A 17,125-nucleotide genomic window follows, 5' to 3' on the forward strand; every position below is an offset into this window, starting at 1 on the left:
GAAGACTGCATGGATCGTAAATCGCTCGATCAAGCAGCGACACTGGCAGGGATATCCGCCAGCTATATTAATGCGCATGGTAAGCCGCAAGCTATTTTGCCGGAAACCAAGCAGCAATTATTGGCGGCGATGGGGCGCTTGAATGTGCTCCATGATACTCAGACAGAAAAAGCACCATTACCGGTAGTGAAAGTCTTTACTTTTGGCAGCCCGATGCAGTTACCAATGGCGGGTTCGGGTGATTATCACTGGCAGTTGCAGACTGAAAAAGGTGATTTACATCAAGGGCGTATCAGTGCGAAAAAAACGCTGACACTGCCAGCATCCTTACCACAAGGTTATCACCGTTTAGTGTTGGAGCAGGGCTTACAACAGTGGCAATGTTCGGTTATCGTCGCCCCGAAACGTTGCTATGAGCCAGATGCACTGCTGGCAGGGAAAAAGCTGTGGGGAGCTTGCGTGCAGCTCTATACCCTGCGCTCAGAACACAACTGGGGGATTGGTGACTTTGGCGACTTAAACCAGATGCTGGAACAGGTCGGAGAGCGTGGCGGTGCTTTTATCGGGCTTAACCCGATTCACGCGCTGTATCCGGCCAATCCACAAAGTGCCAGCCCTTATAGCCCGTCATCAAGGCGCTGGCTGAATGTGATTTATATCGACGTAAATAGCGTGGATGAATTTCAACACAGTGAAGCCGCGCAGCTCTGGTGGCATCAGCCTGAGACTCAAGGTGTGCTGGCCAATATTCGGGCCAGTGACTGGGTCGATTATCCGCAGGTTATGCAACTCAAATTAACGGCTTTACGTTTGGCATTCCCGCTGTTTACTGCCCGTAAAGCAAAAGATGCACGGGTGCTGGCATTTCATAAGTTTGTTGAGCAAGGGGGCACGAGCCTGCATCAACAAGCCGCTTTTGATGCCTTGCATGCTCATTTGAGCAAAAATGACCCGATGATGTGGGGCTGGCCGGTGTGGCCGGAAAAATATCGTGACGGGCATAGCAGTGCAGTGGCTGAATTTTGCCGTGAATATGCTGATGAAGTGAATTTCTATCTGTGGTTGCAGTGGCTGGCCGCCAGCCAGTTTGATGATTGCTTCCGCGCCAGTCAGGCACGAAAAATGCCACTGGGTTTGTATCGTGATTTGGCGGTGGGTGTGGCGGAAGGTGGCGCTGAAACCTGGTGTGACCGCGAGCTGTATTGCCTTAAAGCGTCCGTGGGTGCGCCGCCTGATATTTTAGGGCCGCTGGGCCAGAACTGGGGCTTGCCACCGATGGACCCTCACGTCATGGTCGCTCGTGCTTATCAGCCTTTCATTGATTTGCTGCGCGCCAACATGACCAGTTGCGGAGCTCTGCGCATTGACCATGTGATGGCGGTATTGCGCTTATGGTGGATTCCCTATGGGCAAACTGCCGACCAGGGAGCCTATGTCAAATATCCGGTGGATGATTTGCTGGCGATACTGGCTCTGGAGAGTCAGCGTCATCACTGCATGGTGATTGGCGAAGATTTGGGCACGGTTCCGGTAGAGATTGTTGGCAAGTTGCGCGACAGTGGGGTGTATTCCTACAAGGTGCTCTATTTCGAGCATGACAGTGAGAATACCTTCCGTGCACCGCAATCTTATCCGGTACAGGCGATGGCAACCATCACCACCCATGACCTGCCGACACTGCGCGGTTATTGGCAAAGTGATGATTTGACGTTGGGGAATAAGCTGGGGTTATATCCAGACCAACAGATATTGAAGCAGCTTTATCTTGATAGAGAACGGGCGAAGCAAGGCTTGCTGGAAGGGCTGCATCATTATGATTGCGTGCCGAAGAAAGTGGGCCATAAGGCGTCGTTGCTGGCAATGAGCCCGGTTCTTAACCGCGGATTGCAACGTTATGTTGCAGATAGCGCCAGCGCACTACTGGGCTTGCAGCCGGAAGATTGGCTGGACATGGCAGCGCCGGTCAATATTCCCGGAACCAGTGATGAATACCCAAACTGGCGGCGTAAGCTGACGGCAACATTGGAAGAGATGTTTGCTGACAGCCAGGTTAATCGCTTATTGAAAGATTTGGATAAGCGGCGCAAGAACGTTTCGGCTGGGTAATATTGGCCTGATTTTTGATTAACAAGTGAAAGGGGAATCGCACTTAGCGGCGCTTCCCCTTTGTTTTGCATCTCATCTTGTCAGCCAAAAGAGATTAGCCAAAGTCATTGGTGTTACAGCAAGGCAGCCAGCGAACAAATCCCGATGAGCTGACTCAAGTCAGTGATTCGGGTGCGTGAGTGCAGCTAACACCGCTGTCGCCAAGTCAGAAGAAAGAGATTAGCCAAAGTCATTGGTGTTACAGCAAGGCAGCCAGCGAGCAAATCCCGATGAGCTGACACTGGTCAGTGATTCGGGTGCGCGAGTGCAGTTAACACCGCTGTCGCCAAGTCAGAAGAAAGAGATTAGCCAAAGTCATTGGTGTTACAGCAAGGCAGCCAGCGAGCAAATCCCGATGAGCTGACACAGGTCAGTGATTCGGGTGCGTGAGTGCAGCTAACACCGCTGTAACGCCAAGGACGAAGGCTAATAATTAGTAGTAAGAGTGCTCGCCACGCTGATGCTCGGTCAAATCTCTCACACCCTTCAATTCTGGGAATTTCTGCAACAGCTCTTTCTCGATGCCTTCTTTCAGGGTCACATCGACCATGGAGCAACCGTTACAACCGCCACCAAATTGCAGGATAGCCAACGCATCTGGCGTGATTTCCATCAAGGTGACACGACCGCCGTGGCCCGCCAATTGTGGGTTAATCTGCGATTGCAGAACATACTCAACCCGCTCCATCAGCGGTGCATTGTCGTCCACTTTGCGCATTTTGGCATTCGGGGCTTTCAGGGTGAGCTGAGAACCTAGCTGGTCAGTCACGAAGTCAATTTCAGCGTCTTCCAGATAAGGGACACTGAGTTCATCGACATAGGCCGACAACTGCTCAAACTTCAGTTCGGTATCTGTTGCTTCAACAGCATCCGGTGGGCAATAAGACACACCGCATTCAGCGGTTGGCGTACCGGGGTTGATAACAAATACGCGGATTTGGGTGCCTTCTTCTTGGTTTGCCAACAGTTTGGCAAAATGAGATTGTGCTGCGTCTGTTATTGTGATCATGGCATCTGCTCAATAGTTGACTATTCTTGTCGGTTATAATACGCCCATTGTTAGGGTGACTACAAGGTTCGGCAGATACACCAAACCTGTAATGAGGCAATCCCCTGAGCCCATAGTAGCTTGGCGATCTCATTCAGTGTACTGCCAGTGGTCACGACATCATCTAGCAGAGCAATATGTTGGCCGCGAACGGTCTCCATACAGCGAAATGCTCCACGCATATTTTTACGTCGTGCGGCGGCAGTCAATTGCTGCTGGGCGGGTGTTGCACGAATGCGTTGTAAGGTCATATTGCTATAGTGACAGCCAAGCCAGTGTGCCAGTGGCCGAGCTAACAGATCTGTCTGGTTATAGCCACGCCGCCAGCAACGCCAGCGGTGGAGCGGCACACTGATGATTCTGTCCGGTTTGATGACCTTGTCCATGCGCCAGTTATCGAGCCAGCGCAGTAATAATAAACGTGCCAGTACCGGTGCCAGTGGGGCTACGCCGCTAAATTTTAACCGTTTTATCAACTGATTCAATGGGGGCGCGTAATCGCTAACAAAAGTGATGCTACTCCAAGGCGGTGGGTTGCTAAGGCAGCGGCCACAAAGCAAAACACGGTTATGACTCGGCAAGCCGCAGCAAGGGCAGCAGGGCGGCAATGGGGGCAGATGGCGGCGGCAGTAGCAACAAATACCGTGCTTTGGGTGATATAACGGCTGCTGGCATAGCCAACACTGGCTGACGATTGTTAGCATAGACATCTTCCTTGATGAAGGGCTAAGGCGACAGGATACTAACGCATGAAACAACTTTATTGGAACATCTGCGGCGAAGGCAGTCGCGATCTTGTGTTGCTGCACGGATGGGGGTTGAATGCGGGGGTATGGCATTGCATAATTGACAGACTTGCGCCGCATTTTCGCCTGCACTTAGTCGACCTCCCCGGCTATGGGCGCAGTAAAGGCTTCTCTGCGATGTCGTTGACTGACATGGCCGACATCGTATTACAGCAAGCGCCACCACAGGCTTTGTGGCTGGGCTGGTCGATGGGCGGGTTAGTGGCCAGTCAGATAGCCTTAAGTCACCCAGAACGTGTTCAGGGGCTGATAACGGTCTCTTCTTCACCGTGTTTTACTGCTCATGCTGAGTGGCCGGGGATTCGGCCAGAAGTGTTGGCTGGGTTCGAGCAACAACTCAGTGAGGATTTCCAGCGCACGGTAGAGCGTTTTTTGGCATTACAAACGCTGGGCACCGAAAGCGCACGTCAGGATGCTCGCCTGTTGAAAGCCGTGGTGCTGCAACATCAAATGCCGGAAGTCGATGTCTTGACCGGCGGGCTGGAAATTTTGCGCACGGCTGATTTACGCCAGGGTCTGGCAACATGCACAGTCCCCTTCTTGCGAATTTATGGTTATCTGGATGGATTAGTCCCGCGCAAAGTAGCTTCATTGTTAGACAGTGCATGGCCAGAGACTCAGTCCGTCGTGATGAAAGGCGCGGCCCATGCTCCCTTTGTTTCCCATCCGGATGATTTTTCAAAATTAATTTTAGATTTCTCGCAACAGAATCAAGCCTGATACCTGCTGTTCAGTATTTTCTGGGGTGTGTACCAAAAGTAAGAAAACGCTGAAAAAGATAAAGTGGATGAATTTAATCGGCTATTAAATGGCTAATTATTAAATTTGTTTAATAATTAAGATGGCTTTACACACATTATCCATTTATTTGAGAGGTACTTGGCATGACTTTATTAAAAAATCTGGCAGTCGCTCTGGTGGTGTCGGGCGTTTCTTTTGGCGCAATGGCGGCAAAAGAAATTACCAAAGAAGAAGCAAAAAACTATGAAAAAATTGGCACAATAACGACTTCAGGTGAAGCTACATCGCCAATGGACGTGAAAGAAGAGCTATCAAAAATGGCGGATGAAAAAGGCGGTAAGTATTATGTAATTATCGCTGAGCGTGAGAAGAAGAAATTTGATGCCGATGCGGATGTCTATAAATAAGCATTCGTTTTTACCTAGCGTGGCTAGGGTCACACCAATGATAAGTAAGATAAATATAAAGAGATGCTCAACGCATCTCTTTTCCGTTTTAATGAGGCTATTTCAGTTGGTAAACCACGGTACTGCAATGATTCTGCCCCTCTGGGCAGCTCTTACAACTGCCGGTAAGACATCCGCTATTATCCTGCTCAATGCGTTCAATCTTACCCATAGCTGTCAGCCGTTCTAACATGGCCTCAACCAGAGGCAGTGGCATCGCTAATTGATGACTAAGCTGATTTGCATCAGCGCTGCCACTGAGGGCGATTGCATCACGCAATTGCAGTAGGCTTGCCATGTAGCTCCTCCTATTGATCACTCTGCCAAGGGTATTTAGCCATTAGTGGCAGTCACCGCTCGAACTTTGACAACAGCTGGCGGGCGCACTGTTTTGTAATCTCACGGTGACCCGGCTACGTGCGCGGCGTAAGCCAAACAAGATCACCGTATTGATGATAATCACCAACGCGATAATACCTAAACTCTGCTGCGGGTGGTCGCGGAAAGTGGCGGCTTGATAGAACAAGGTCGCCAGCGAATAAGCCACATTCAACCCCCACAGTATCGAGAACGTCATCCAGCCACGGCTGGTTTCGCGCGCAATTGCCCCCATGACCGAGACACAGGGCACATACAGCAGCACGAAAATAAGATAGCTATAGGCCGAAATACTGGAACCGAACTTGCTGCTCATCATCCCCATTGAACCCGCCGCCATTTCGCCATCACCTTTACTGGCTTCAATCGGGTTAGAGAGCACACTGAGGCTAAAGGTATCTTTTAATCCCTGCCAGGTTTTATCAACCGCACCGGCTAATTCACCCAGTAAATTGAAGCTCTCGGCATCAAAGGGTTCATTTTTAATCTGCTCAGCGGTATAGAGGGTATTCAGTGTCCCCACTACGACTTCTTTGGCCATGGCACCGGTGACTAACCCCACCGTCGCTTGCCAGTTATCCTCATGAACCCCCATTGGGGTCAGCAACGGGGTGAGCACTTTACTGACAGAGGCGAGTGCCGAGTCATTGATGCTATCGACCGCTTTGCCACTGAAAGAGAAACTATTCAGGCCACCAATGAAAATACTGGCGATGACAATGACTTTCCCCGCCCGTAGAACAAAGCCTTTCAGTCGCTGCCAGGTTTGCAGTAACAAGCTCTTCAGATGTGGCACATGATAAACCGGCAACTCCATCACAAAAGGAGAGGCTTCACCGCGCATGATGGTGTATTTCAGTACCAAGCCGGTGAGGATTGCCACGGCAATACCGAGTAAATAGAGTGAGAAAACGATGCTGGCCCCGTCCTGGCCGAAGAATGCCGCAGCAAATACCGCGAAAATGGCCAGCCGTGCACCACAGGACATAAAGGGGGCCATCATGATAGTAATCAGCCGTTCGCGTTGGGCATCCAAGGTGCGCGCCCCCATAATCGAAGGCACATTGCAGCCGAAGCCAACAATCAGTGGCACAAATGATTTACCCGGCAACCCTAACGCCTGCATCAGCCGGTCCATCACGAATGCCGCACGGGCCATATAGCCGGAGTCCTCCAAAAAGGAGAGGAACAGGTACATCATGCCAATTTGCGGCACCAGTGGCAGCACGGTGTTAATACCGCCCCCAACACCTTGGGCGAGGAAGATAGTCAGCCACTGCGGGAAATGCAGGGTATAACCGACCCATTGCAGCCCTTGGATAAAGATAGCGGCAGAGCCAATATCAAATATAGGTTGCAGTGCGCCACCAATGTTGATGGCCAATACGAACATTAAATACATAACAAACAGGAAAATCGGCACCCCTAACCAGCGGTTCAGAATTACTTTATCCAGTGCTTGGGTCAGGCGGTTTGGCTCTGCTTGCTGTGAGTTGCCGACGATATCGCAGATACGGGCGATGCTTTGATAGCGAGCATCGGCGATCACCAATTCGGGATCTTCGTGCTGATTTTGTCGCAGATTCTCACGCGCCAACTCAACCTGTGACGGCGCTATACCGGCGCGCGCCAGACTGTAGATATCCCCTTCCAGAATTTGCAGTGCCAGCCAGCGGCGCTGCTGGATAGGCCAAGAGCCCGGCATGTTCTGTACCAGTTTATCCACTTCATGCAGCAGCACTGGCGGGTAGTTAACCAGCGCTTTAAAGGTCACGGGCTGAAACTCATCGATACTGGCTTTTAATTCATTGATACCCTGTCCACGGGTAGAAACCAGCGGAATTACTGGGCAACCTAGCTGTTGAGAGAGGGCCGCGATATCAATATCAATATGCTGGCTTTTAGCAATATCCAGCATGTTGAGTGCCACAATGCAGGGGATACCTAGCTCGATGAGTTGCAGTGTCAGGTAGAGATTGCGCTCCAGATTGGCGGCATCAATCACGTTAATCAGCAGGTCAGCCTCGCCACTCAAAATATAGTGGCAGGCAATTTGCTCATCCAGCGACGTTTGCTCAGAAATCGTCGTCAGCGAGTAAGTCCCCGGCAAGTCAACTAAGGTCACCTGATGCTGCGGGGTATTAAAATGACCTTCTTTGCGCTCAACCGTGACTCCGGCCCAATTCCCAACGCGTTGACGAGCGCCAGTTAACTGGTTGAAAAGAGTGGTTTTACCCGCATTGGGGTTGCCGATAAGGCCGATTGTGAGTGCTTTCATGATCCAACGTGATATCAATAAATTAAAATCAGACGGTGCGGGGCGATTTTTATCCATCACCCGGCAGCCAGAATAAGAAATTGACCTGTCGTGTTAGGGTTGCAGGTCGAGGGTCAGCAGATCTAAATCTTTTTTACGTACCACCAGGCTGACCCGACGGGCTTCTATCTGAATGGGGTCACCTAATGGCGCAAGGCGAACCACATTAAATGAAGAGCCGGGTAACATACCCAGAGATAATAATTTCTGCCGATAAGCCGGGCTAATTTCAGGTGAGAAACCAATAATTTTGTAGGAACGCTGTGGAATAAGATGCATAAAAGCCTCTTGAAAATTACCCTTTACACTTTAAATTTCAGGGTGTTGGTTAATGGCGTACCAGAATTCAGAATAATGTCATGCTAAGACGTAATGAGTGAAATAATAATAGTAAGAATCATTTTCATATTCAACTAGGGCCAAATACTCAAAAGTAAGTATTCATTACGGTTTAATTTTTATAATTAATGAGTCTGATTTCTATTTACGCTTGTTTTACCACCAAATTGGCGTGATCGCAAATGAGAATGATGAGTTAAATCAGTTAACTGGATGTTTCTTTTAAATCGGTCATCTTTAAGACTACCGGAGTGTGGGTGACTATCACTAATCCAAGTCATTGAGTTATCTCAACTCCTTGGGTTCCTGCTGTTGCGGACTATCTGCAACTCGAAGTCTATTGGGTATAACTCGATGTATTTATTGTAAAATACCGATTATTAACATAATCACTTCACTATGATTTGAATCAAATAACATTCAGGTTTTAATTAATCCACGGTCGGTTATCGTAATTATTTATAAACTAACAGTAATAACAAACTCAATAAGCCGTCATGTTAAATATAATGTTAAATGAGTCAAGATTATTGCTTGTTTTGCCTGAGACATCGGAGAAGAAAAGAATCTCGTGCTAATTAATTTAAAAAATAATCTTACAATTTTATAGAAGAAAAAAATATGTGAAAAGCGGGCAGTTTAATAAAGAAAGGGCCACAGCATGTGGCCCTAAGCTAAGTTATCAGCGTTTTTTAAACGCCGCAGCCAGCGCGTCACTCATGGCGCTGTTCCCGCCTGAGTTGCTGTCCGCCCGCCCTTTGGCTGGTGGGCGGTTATTGGCGTCATTGTTAGCGTTATTCCGTGGGCGGCTGGCGCCACGATTATCATTATTGGCACTGGCGCGGTTCTCGCCGCCATTACCCCGCCGCGAACCCCCTTCACCCGGCTGTTCATCCAGGCGCATGGTCAGCGCAATACGTTTGCGCTGTAAATCCACTTCCATCACTTTAACTTTGACGATATCACCGGCTTTCACCACCTTGTGTGGGTCATCGACAAACTTATCTGCCAGTGACGAGATATGCACCAGACCATCCTGATGGACGCCAATATCCACAAAAGCCCCAAAGTTAGTCACGTTTGTGACCGAGCCTTCGAGGATCATCCCCGGCGTCAGGTCATTCAGTGTTTCAACGCCTTCGGCAAAGGTGGCAGTTTTAAATTCAGGACGTGGGTCGCGGCCCGGTTTTTCCAGCTCACGCAAGATATCGGTGACGGTTGGCACACCAAAACGCTCGGTGGTGAAGTCACGTGCATTAAGGTTGCGTAAGGCCGCAGCATTGCCCATTAAGTCCTGCAAAGCTTGCTCAGTTGCCGCCAGAATGCGCTCGACGACCGGATAGGCTTCTGGATGCACCGTGGATGCGTCTAGTGGATTATCCCCGTGATTGATACGTAAGAAACCGGCGCACTGCTCGAAGGCTTTTGGCCCCAGACGGCTGACTTTCAGTAATTGCTCGCGGTTATGGAAACGACCATTCTCATCACGCCAGTTAACAATATTCTGCGCCATCATGCGGGTTAAACCGGCCACTCGAGTCAACAAAGGGACGGACGCCGTATTTAAATCCACGCCCACGGCGTTCACGCAGTCTTCTACCACGGCATCGAGCTTTTTCGCCAATTGGCTTTGGCTGACATCATGTTGATATTGGCCGACCCCAATGGATTTTGGATCGATTTTAACCAGCTCAGCCAGAGGATCTTGCAACCGACGGGCAATAGAAACTGCACCACGGATAGAAACATCTAGATCTGGGAACTCTAGCGCGGCCAGCTCCGAAGCGGAGTAAACCGACGCCCCGGCTTCACTGACAATCACTTTTTGCGCCGTCACCGCCGGATACTGCTGTTGCAGTTCGGCAAAGAAACGCTCGGTTTCCCGCGATGCCGTGCCGTTACCGATAGCCACCAATTCAACCTGATGCTTGATGCACAGGGCGGCCACTACGGCTGCGGCCTTGGCTGCCTGCCCGGTATGAGGGTAGATGGTATCGAAGGCAACCAGCTTGCCGGTAGCGTCAACCACCGCCACTTTCACCCCAGTACGTAGGCCGGGATCGAGGCCCATGGTTGCGCGCATCCCTGCCGGTGCTGCCATCAGCAAATCTTGCATATTACGGGCGAACACATTGATTGCTTCATCTTCAGCCCGCTCACGCAGGGTGCTCATTAGCTCGGTTTCCAGATGCAGCAGTACTTTGATCCGCCATGTCCAGTTGACCACCGCTTTACGCCAAGTGTCTGCTGGTGCGTTATTCAACCGCAAATCCAGATGATTAATAATGATCTGTTCGCCCTGACTTTCACGAGGCGGCTCGTCAAACTGCGGATCAGGATTCAGCGCCAGTTGCAGCACACCTTCATTGCGGCCACGGAACATTGCTAAGGCGCGGTGAGAAGGGACTTGGGCGATAGGTTCATGGTGGTCAAAGTAATCGCGGAATTTAGCGCCTTCCTGCTCTTTGCCTTCCACCACTTTTGCTACCAGATGAGCATTTTTCCACAAGTACTGGCGCACTTTCGCCAGCAAGGTGGCGTCTTCAGCAAAACGCTCCATCAAGATATAGCGCGCACCATCCAGTGCCGCTTTGGTATCGGCCACGCCTTTATCAACATCAATATAGGCCTGAGCCACCTGTTCTGGGTCTTGCTGCGGGTCATTCCATAGGCTGTCAGCCAAAGGTTCCAGACCTGCTTCAATAGCAATCTGCCCACGGGTGCGGCGCTTGGGCTTATAAGGAAGATATAAATCTTCCAGCTCAGTTTTACTCATGGTGCCATTAATCGCACCGGCCAGCTGCTCGGTGAGCTTGCCCTGATCTTCAATTGATTTAAGAATGGTTTGGCGGCGGTCTTCCAGTTCGCGCAGGTACCCCAAACGGCTTTCCAACTGGCGCAGCTGGGTATCATCCAACCCGCCGGTAACTTCCTTACGATACCGTGAAATAAAGGGCACGGTATTACCTTCATCCAGCAGACGTATTGCGGAGGCAACTTGCTCCGGTCGCGCCTGTAGTTCGCTTGCAATAATGCGGCTCAGTTGTTCATTCATAAGTCTGATATCAATTAGTGAGTAGGAAAAATGGCAGAGGATAGTTATACGGATTGCCCGGATAAATTGCCAGTAGAGTGCTCATCGGGCTTGAGCTAACCTGAACTTATCGGTAAAAACATAGGGTATAGTAGAGGCATCTATCCGAAAGGGATAACTGGATTATTTTATGGCTAAAAGCAACTACATTACCCGCGAAGGCTGGCAGGCGCTGGATCGTGAGCTGCATTATCTGTGGCGTGAAGAGCGGCCAGTGGTGACTCAAGCGGTCTCTGAAGCGGCAGCAATGGGCGACCGTTCGGAAAATGCCGAATATATCTATGGTAAGAAGCGTCTGCGGGAAATTGATCGCCGGGTGCGCTTTCTGACCAAACGTCTTGAAGTGCTGAAAATCGTTGACCCAGACCCGCGTCAGGAAGGGAAAGTCTATTTCGGCGCTTGGGTGCGGGTAGAAAATGAAGTAGAAGAGCAGCGCATCTTCCGCTTGGTCGGCCCGGATGAGTTCGATCCGGCAAAAAAATGGATTTCTATCGATTCACCGGTGGCCCGTGCCTTAATTGGCAAACAGGTGGATGATGAGGTGACGGTTCAGACGCCAAATGGTGAAGCGACCTACTGGATTTTAGAGATTCGCTACCGTCCATTTGACGAAAGTGTTGATAATTAGGCACAACAATAAGCTTTGTAACAATTTCGACTAGAATATATACCATAAATAGCTGTCTGTTAGAGTGAGTTTTTCTAACAATGTGCAGATTCGGGCAATACGGCCTTTGGGAGTAATAAAATGCAAGAGAATCACAAGATTCTGGTCGTTGATGACGATATGCGCCTGCGTGCGCTGTTGGAACGTTACCTGACAGAGCAAGGTTTCCAGGTGCGCAGTGTTGCCAATGCTGAACAGATGGATCGCTTGTTAACCCGTGAGTCTTTCCACCTGATGGTGCTCGACCTCATGTTGCCGGGTGAAGATGGTTTGTCTATCTGTCGCCGCCTGCGCAGTCAAAGTAACCCTATGCCTATCATTATGGTGACGGCGAAAGGCGAAGAAGTAGACCGCATTGTTGGGTTGGAAATTGGTGCAGACGATTATATTCCTAAGCCATTTAACCCTCGCGAACTGCTGGCTCGTATCCGCGCCGTGTTACGCCGTCAGGCTAATGAACTGCCGGGCGCACCTTCACAAGAAGAAGCCGTCATTGCTTTTGGCAAGTTCAAACTGAACCTCGGTACCCGTGAAATGTTCCGTGAAGACGAACCTATGCCATTGACCAGTGGTGAATTTGCGGTGTTGAAAGCGCTGGTTAGTCACCCGCGTGAGCCATTATCCCGCGATAAGCTGATGAATCTGGCGCGTGGTCGTGAATACAGTGCAATGGAGCGTTCTATCGACGTGCAGATTTCACGTCTGCGCCGCATGGTAGAAGAAGACCCGGCACATCCGCGCTATATCCAGACCGTTTGGGGCTTGGGCTACGTATTTGTACCGGACGGCAGTAAAGCATGAGGCGATGGCGCTTTTCTCCACGTAGCTCATTTGCCCGAACCTTATTATTGATTGTGACCTTGCTGTTTGTCAGCTTGGTCACTACGTATTTGGTGGTGCTGAATTTCGCCATTTTGCCCAGCTTGCAGCAGTTCAACAAAGTGTTGGCGTATGAAGTTCGTATGCTGATGACTGACCGGCTGCAACTGGAAGATGGCACGCTGCTTGAAGTCCCGCCGGCGTTTCGGCGTGAGATTTACCGTGAATTGGGGATTTCGCTATATACCAATGCTGCGGCAGAGGAAAGTGGCCTGCGTTGGGCACAGCATTACAAATTTCTCAGTGACCAAATGGCCCAGCAGTTAGGTGGGCCAACGGATGTTCGTGTCGAGGTTAATAAAAACTCGCCGGTTGTCTGGCTAAAGACGTGGTTGTCGCCGGATATCTGGGTACGAGTACCATTAACTGAAATCCATCAGGGCGATTTCTCGCCCCTGTTCCGTTATACCTTAGCCATTATGCTGCTGGCCGTTGGCGGTGCCTGGCTGTTTATCCGTATTCAGAATCGACCCTTGGTAGAGCTGGAACATGCAGCTTTGCAGGTCGGGAAGGGCATTATTCCGCCGCCATTGCGAGAATATGGTGCTTCGGAGGTACGTTCGGTCACCCGGGCATTTAACCAAATGGCGGCTGGCGTGAAGTTGCTGGCAGATGACCGAACCCTGCTTATGGCCGGGGTCAGCCATGACTTACGTACCCCATTGACCCGTATCCGTCTGGCGACTGAAATGATGAGTGAAGCCGACGGTTATCTGTCCGAATCTATCAATAAAGACATCGAAGAGTGCAATGCCATTATTGAGCAGTTTATCGATTATCTGCGCACTGGGCAGGAGATGCCGACCGAACCGAGTGATCTTAATGCGGTGTTGGGTGAGGTGATTGCTGCCGAAAGTGGCTATGAGCGGGTGATTGAAACCGACCTATGCGAAGGTGAAGTCATAGTAGATATTCATCCGCTATCGATTAAGCGCGCCTTGGCGAATATGGTGGTGAATGCCGCGCGTTACGGTAATGGCTGGATAAAAGTGAGCAGTGGCACCGAGCTTCAGCGGGCTTGGTTCCAGGTTGAAGATGATGGCCCCGGTATTAAGCCGGAAGATTTGAAGCATCTGTTCCAGCCTTTTGTCCGTGGCGATAGCGCGCGTAGCACCAGTGGTACCGGGTTGGGGCTGGCGATTGTACAGCGAATTATCGATGCACACGCCGGTTCGTTGGATATTGGTACCAGCGAGCGCGGTGGGTTACGGATCCGGGCATATATTCCATTGCCGTTAGATGTGAAGCCGAGATTGCCTGCGGTAGTGGGGAATGGGTGATATTTAGTTTGTGGTTAGTTCGGTTGTTAAGGCATCGGTGTTTGCTGAGCTTCATGAGTCTCAACCGGTCAAGGGTGTGTGAGCGCACACCCTTGACCGGTTGAGTCAGCGGAGAGAAGGTTGTTGCCAATCTTATGTCAACCGAATCAGGCTACCGAACTAATCCCCAATCCCCCCCTCACCACCAAAATACTAAATCGACTTCCGCAGAAAAAACAAAAGGGGCACAACTGTGCCCCTCGCAATATAACCAACCTCAATCTAACTTAGATCTTCGGCCCTGCACTGACCAGCGCAGCCCCTGCTGGGGTATCGGTATATTTATCAAAGTTAGTGGTAAAACGCTTCGCCAAATCTTCGGCCTTCTCTTGCCACTGCGCGACATCGGCATAAGTGTCACGTGGGTCGAGGATATCTGGGTTCACGCCCGGTAATGATGTTGGCACGGCCAGATCAAAGATTGGTAAGGTGAAGGTTTCTGCTTTATCAATCTCGCCATTCAGAATGGCGTCGATAATGCCACGGGTATCCTTGATGGAAATACGTTTGCCAGTTCCATTCCAGCCAGTGTTGACCAGATAGGCCTGTGCGCCGACCGCTTGCATACGTTTAACCAGCACTTCTGCATATTGCGTTGGGTGCAGCGACAAGAATGCTGCGCCAAAACAGGCAGAGAATGTAGGTGTTGGCTCGGTGACACCGCGCTCAGTACCGGCGAGTTTGGCGGTAAAGCCAGACAGGAAGTGATACTGGGTTTGATTGGCCGTCAGGCGTGATACTGGCGGCAATACGCCAAAGGCATCGGCGGTCAGGAAAATAACCTTGGTGGCATGGCCTGCTTTAGAGACCGGCTTAACGATATTTTCGATGTGGTAAATCGGATAAGAAACACGGGTGTTTTCAGTTTTAGAACCGTCGTTGAAATCAACAGTGCCATCGGCTAGCACTACCACGTTTTCCAACAGAGCATCACGTTTAATTGCATGATAAATGTCGGGTTCTGCTTCTTCGGATAACTTGATGGTTTTGGCGTAGCAGCCGCCTTCAAAGTTAAATACCCCGTCATCATCCCAGCCGTGTTCGTCATCACCGATCAATTTACGTTTCGGATCTGTGGACAAGGTGGTTTTACCGGTACCGGACAAGCCGAAGAAGATAGCGACATCGCCTTTTTCACCGACGTTGGCGGAGCAGTGCATAGATGCAATGCCTTTCAGCGGCAGCAGGTAGTTCATCATTGAGAACATACCTTTCTTCATTTCGCCGCCATACCATGTGCCGCCAATCAGCTGCATACGTTCTGTCAGGTTAAAGGCCACAAAGTTCTCTGAATTCAGACCTTGCTCTTTCCAGTTCGGGTTAGTGCATTTAGCGCCATTCATGACGATAAAATCGGGCTCGAAATGGGCCAGTTCTTCATCTGATGGGCGGATAAACATGTTTTTAACGAAATGCGCTTGCCAAGCGACTTCAGTGACGAAGCGGACTTGTAGACGTGTATCGGCATTAGCACCGCAGAATGTATCAACAACAAACAGACGTTTGCCTGACAGTTGCTCGGTGACCAACCCTTTCAGGTGGTTCCAAGTCTCTTGGCTCAGAGGTTTGTTATCATTCTTGCCTTTGCCCTGATCAGCCCACCACACGGTATCTCGGGTGATATCATCACGGACAATATATTTATCTTTTGGTGAGCGGCCGGTAAAGATACCGGTATCGACCGCTATTGCTCCTGTGGTGGTGAGGGTTCCGCGCTCGTATCCTTCCAGCGTGGGTTTGGTCTCTTCCTGGAACAGTAAATCATAGCTAGGGTTGTAAACAATCTCGCTGACGTTATGGATGCCATAGGCGGCGAGCTCCTGCGGGGTAATTCCTTTAACACTCATGTCATAACTCCTGGATCGTCAATTTTCTACCAGCGATTGTAAATCCTCATCCCTGATTAACAGCGATAGCTATCAAAGATTTTAATATATGGCCTATTTTTCGCTAAGTTATGAGAGATAGAACACGGATTGTAGCAAGAGTGAAACGCGAGAAGGAATGGCTGGGCACGTGTCAGCACCCAACCATGTATTACAGGAATTAATGGATTTGTTCTGAAGAAGAACTATTACCGCTTTTTAAAGTGGCGATATCGACGGCATCAAACAGGTAGTGATTGCCGCAATACTCACAATGCATGTCAATGTTGCCATCCTGCTCGAGCATTTCTTTAATGTCATCTTCAGATAACGTTACTAATGCATCAGCACAACGCTCACGAGAACAGGTGCAACGGAAGCTGACATTCTGCGGCTCATATAACGTGACTTCTTCCTGATGGTATAAACGATACAGCACTTCATTGGCTGGCAACGTAAATAGCTCTTCGGCCTTAATGGTGGTGGTCAGTTGCGCCAGATGATCGAATTCATCTTCATTGCGTTCCTGTGCTGGTAGAACTTGCAGCAGCATACCGGCTGCCGCTGCTTTGCCTTCTACACTGCCGGTACGGATAAACAGGCGGGTAGGTAGCTGTTCAGATTGCATGAAGTAGTTTTCCAGGCAAGCAGCGATGGTGTCACCTTCTAAGGCGACAACACCCTGATAGCGCTCACCTTTTGCCGGTGTAATGGTTATCACCAGATAGCCATTGCCCACCATCTCTTTCAATGTGCTTTCAGCGCTGATTTCGCCTTTATAGCGGGCGACACCGCGCATTTCTTGTTGGTTATTGCCGTTAATCACTGCCAGTGAGACTGGACCGTCACCGCCCTGCAATTGCACAGTGATATCACCATCAAATTTAAGGGTGGCGGTCAACAGACTGGTCGCGACCAACATTTCGCCCAACAGTTTTTGTACCGCGGGTGGGTAATCATGGTTGGCTAATACCTGCTGGTAGGTTTCATTGACTGAAACCAGTTCACCGCGCACAGCATGATTAGTAAACACATAGCGGTGTAATTGGTCGTGATTAGACATAGTTTTCTCTCATATTGG

Annotated in this window: 15 protein-coding genes; 7 read left to right on the forward strand and 8 right to left on the reverse strand. The window is 50.0% G+C overall.

All coding sequences use genetic code 11. The annotated features are described in order from the left end of the window. Positions 1–9 precede the first annotated feature (9 nt). Together malQ and FTA96_RS23215 are read left to right on the forward strand one after the other, a co-directional pair. Positions 10–2,106, forward strand: a complete 2,097-nt coding sequence (gene malQ, locus FTA96_RS03100) for a 4-alpha-glucanotransferase (protein WP_145573156.1) — start codon at positions 10–12, stop codon at positions 2,104–2,106. A gap of 235 nt (positions 2,107–2,341) precedes the next feature. After that, positions 2,342–2,509 (forward strand): hypothetical protein, encoded by a 168-nt coding sequence (locus FTA96_RS23215; RefSeq protein WP_186372846.1) that lies wholly within the window; start codon positions 2,342–2,344, stop codon positions 2,507–2,509. A gap of 69 nt (positions 2,510–2,578) precedes the next feature. On the opposite strand, the gene nfuA is transcribed toward FTA96_RS23215, so the two are convergent. Further along, a complete protein-coding gene (gene nfuA, locus FTA96_RS03105) occupies positions 2,579–3,154 on the reverse strand; it encodes a Fe-S biogenesis protein NfuA (RefSeq protein ID WP_050099539.1) in 576 nt (191 codons plus the stop codon). Positions 3,155–3,213: 59 nt separating this feature from the next. Then, positions 3,214–3,897: a DNA utilization protein GntX gene (gntX, locus tag FTA96_RS03110; protein WP_145573158.1), complete on the reverse strand. Its 684-nt coding sequence runs from the start codon at positions 3,895–3,897 to the stop codon at positions 3,214–3,216. 45 nt (positions 3,898–3,942) lie between these two features. Here gntX and bioH point away from each other — a divergent pair, with 45 nt between their 5' ends. Together bioH and FTA96_RS03120 are read left to right on the forward strand one after the other, a co-directional pair. After that, positions 3,943–4,719 (forward strand): pimeloyl-ACP methyl ester esterase BioH, encoded by a 777-nt coding sequence (gene bioH / locus FTA96_RS03115; protein ID WP_050147185.1) that lies wholly within the window; start codon positions 3,943–3,945, stop codon positions 4,717–4,719. A gap of 164 nt (positions 4,720–4,883) precedes the next feature. Next, positions 4,884–5,147: a YdgH/BhsA/McbA-like domain containing protein gene (locus tag FTA96_RS03120; protein ID WP_050111081.1), complete on the forward strand. Its 264-nt coding sequence runs from the start codon at positions 4,884–4,886 to the stop codon at positions 5,145–5,147. Between the two features lie 97 nt (positions 5,148–5,244). Here FTA96_RS03120 and FTA96_RS03125 read toward each other — a convergent pair whose 3' ends face one another. The 4 genes from FTA96_RS03125 to FTA96_RS03140 all read right to left on the reverse strand — a co-directional run bounded on the left by FTA96_RS03125 (position 5,245) and on the right by FTA96_RS03140 (position 11,275). Beyond that, entirely contained in the window at positions 5,245–5,484 is a 240-nt protein-coding gene (locus FTA96_RS03125; protein WP_050136142.1) for a FeoC-like transcriptional regulator, read from the reverse strand. Positions 5,485–5,526: 42 nt separating this feature from the next. Then, entirely contained in the window at positions 5,527–7,842 is a 2,316-nt protein-coding gene (gene feoB, locus FTA96_RS03130) for a Fe(2+) transporter permease subunit FeoB (RefSeq protein ID WP_145573160.1), read from the reverse strand. Between the two features lie 93 nt (positions 7,843–7,935). Then, entirely contained in the window at positions 7,936–8,160 is a 225-nt protein-coding gene (feoA, locus tag FTA96_RS03135) for a ferrous iron transporter A (protein ID WP_004709369.1), read from the reverse strand. Between the two features lie 742 nt (positions 8,161–8,902). Next, a complete protein-coding gene (locus FTA96_RS03140; RefSeq protein ID WP_050317226.1) occupies positions 8,903–11,275 on the reverse strand; it encodes a Tex family protein in 2,373 nt (790 codons plus the stop codon). 169 nt (positions 11,276–11,444) lie between these two features. Here FTA96_RS03140 and greB point away from each other — a divergent pair, with 169 nt between their 5' ends. From greB to envZ, 3 genes are all read left to right on the forward strand, one after another. Continuing rightward, entirely contained in the window at positions 11,445–11,942 is a 498-nt protein-coding gene (greB, locus tag FTA96_RS03145; protein ID WP_050099545.1) for a transcription elongation factor GreB, read from the forward strand. Positions 11,943–12,062: 120 nt separating this feature from the next. Then, entirely contained in the window at positions 12,063–12,782 is a 720-nt protein-coding gene (ompR, locus tag FTA96_RS03150) for an osmolarity response regulator transcription factor OmpR (RefSeq protein ID WP_004709363.1), read from the forward strand. Next, positions 12,779–14,140: a two-component system sensor histidine kinase EnvZ gene (gene envZ, locus FTA96_RS03155; RefSeq protein ID WP_050111077.1), complete on the forward strand. Its 1,362-nt coding sequence runs from the start codon at positions 12,779–12,781 to the stop codon at positions 14,138–14,140. The genes ompR and envZ overlap by 4 nt, the downstream gene beginning before the upstream one ends. Before the next feature lie 266 nt (positions 14,141–14,406). Here envZ and pckA read toward each other — a convergent pair whose 3' ends face one another. Continuing rightward, positions 14,407–16,026, reverse strand: coding sequence for a phosphoenolpyruvate carboxykinase (ATP) (gene pckA, locus FTA96_RS03160; protein ID WP_050109967.1), 1,620 nt, complete (start codon positions 16,024–16,026; stop codon positions 14,407–14,409). A 199-nt stretch (positions 16,027–16,225) separates the two neighbouring features. Beyond that, positions 16,226–17,107, reverse strand: coding sequence for an Hsp33 family molecular chaperone HslO (gene hslO / locus FTA96_RS03165; protein ID WP_050109968.1), 882 nt, complete (start codon positions 17,105–17,107; stop codon positions 16,226–16,228). Positions 17,108–17,125: the final 18 nt, after the last annotated feature.

Source organism: Yersinia alsatica (assembly GCF_902170305.1).
Taxonomy (GTDB): Bacteria; Pseudomonadota; Gammaproteobacteria; order Enterobacterales; family Enterobacteriaceae; genus Yersinia; species Yersinia alsatica.

Bases quoted from the DNA above. Each gene is read 5' to 3' on its own strand.
- malQ (WP_145573156.1), top strand. From the start codon at position 10: ATGGATCGTAAATCGCTCGATCAAGCAGCGACACTGGCAGGGATATCC.
- nfuA (WP_050099539.1), bottom strand. From the start codon at position 3,154: ATGATCACAATAACAGACGCAGCACAATCTCATTTTGCCAAACTGTTG.
- gntX (WP_145573158.1), bottom strand. From the start codon at position 3,897: ATGCTAACAATCGTCAGCCAGTGTTGGCTATGCCAGCAGCCGTTATAT.
- bioH (WP_050147185.1), top strand. From the start codon at position 3,943: ATGAAACAACTTTATTGGAACATCTGCGGCGAAGGCAGTCGCGATCTT.
- FTA96_RS03120 (WP_050111081.1), top strand. From the start codon at position 4,884: ATGACTTTATTAAAAAATCTGGCAGTCGCTCTGGTGGTGTCGGGCGTT.
- FTA96_RS03125 (WP_050136142.1), bottom strand. From the start codon at position 5,484: ATGGCAAGCCTACTGCAATTGCGTGATGCAATCGCCCTCAGTGGCAGC.
- feoB (WP_145573160.1), bottom strand. From the start codon at position 7,842: ATGAAAGCACTCACAATCGGCCTTATCGGCAACCCCAATGCGGGTAAA.
- feoA (WP_004709369.1), bottom strand. From the start codon at position 8,160: ATGCATCTTATTCCACAGCGTTCCTACAAAATTATTGGTTTCTCACCT.
- FTA96_RS03140 (WP_050317226.1), bottom strand. From the start codon at position 11,275: ATGAATGAACAACTGAGCCGCATTATTGCAAGCGAACTACAGGCGCGA.
- greB (WP_050099545.1), top strand. From the start codon at position 11,445: ATGGCTAAAAGCAACTACATTACCCGCGAAGGCTGGCAGGCGCTGGAT.
- ompR (WP_004709363.1), top strand. From the start codon at position 12,063: ATGCAAGAGAATCACAAGATTCTGGTCGTTGATGACGATATGCGCCTG.
- envZ (WP_050111077.1), top strand. From the start codon at position 12,779: ATGAGGCGATGGCGCTTTTCTCCACGTAGCTCATTTGCCCGAACCTTA.
- pckA (WP_050109967.1), bottom strand. From the start codon at position 16,026: ATGAGTGTTAAAGGAATTACCCCGCAGGAGCTCGCCGCCTATGGCATC.
- hslO (WP_050109968.1), bottom strand. From the start codon at position 17,107: ATGTCTAATCACGACCAATTACACCGCTATGTGTTTACTAATCATGCT.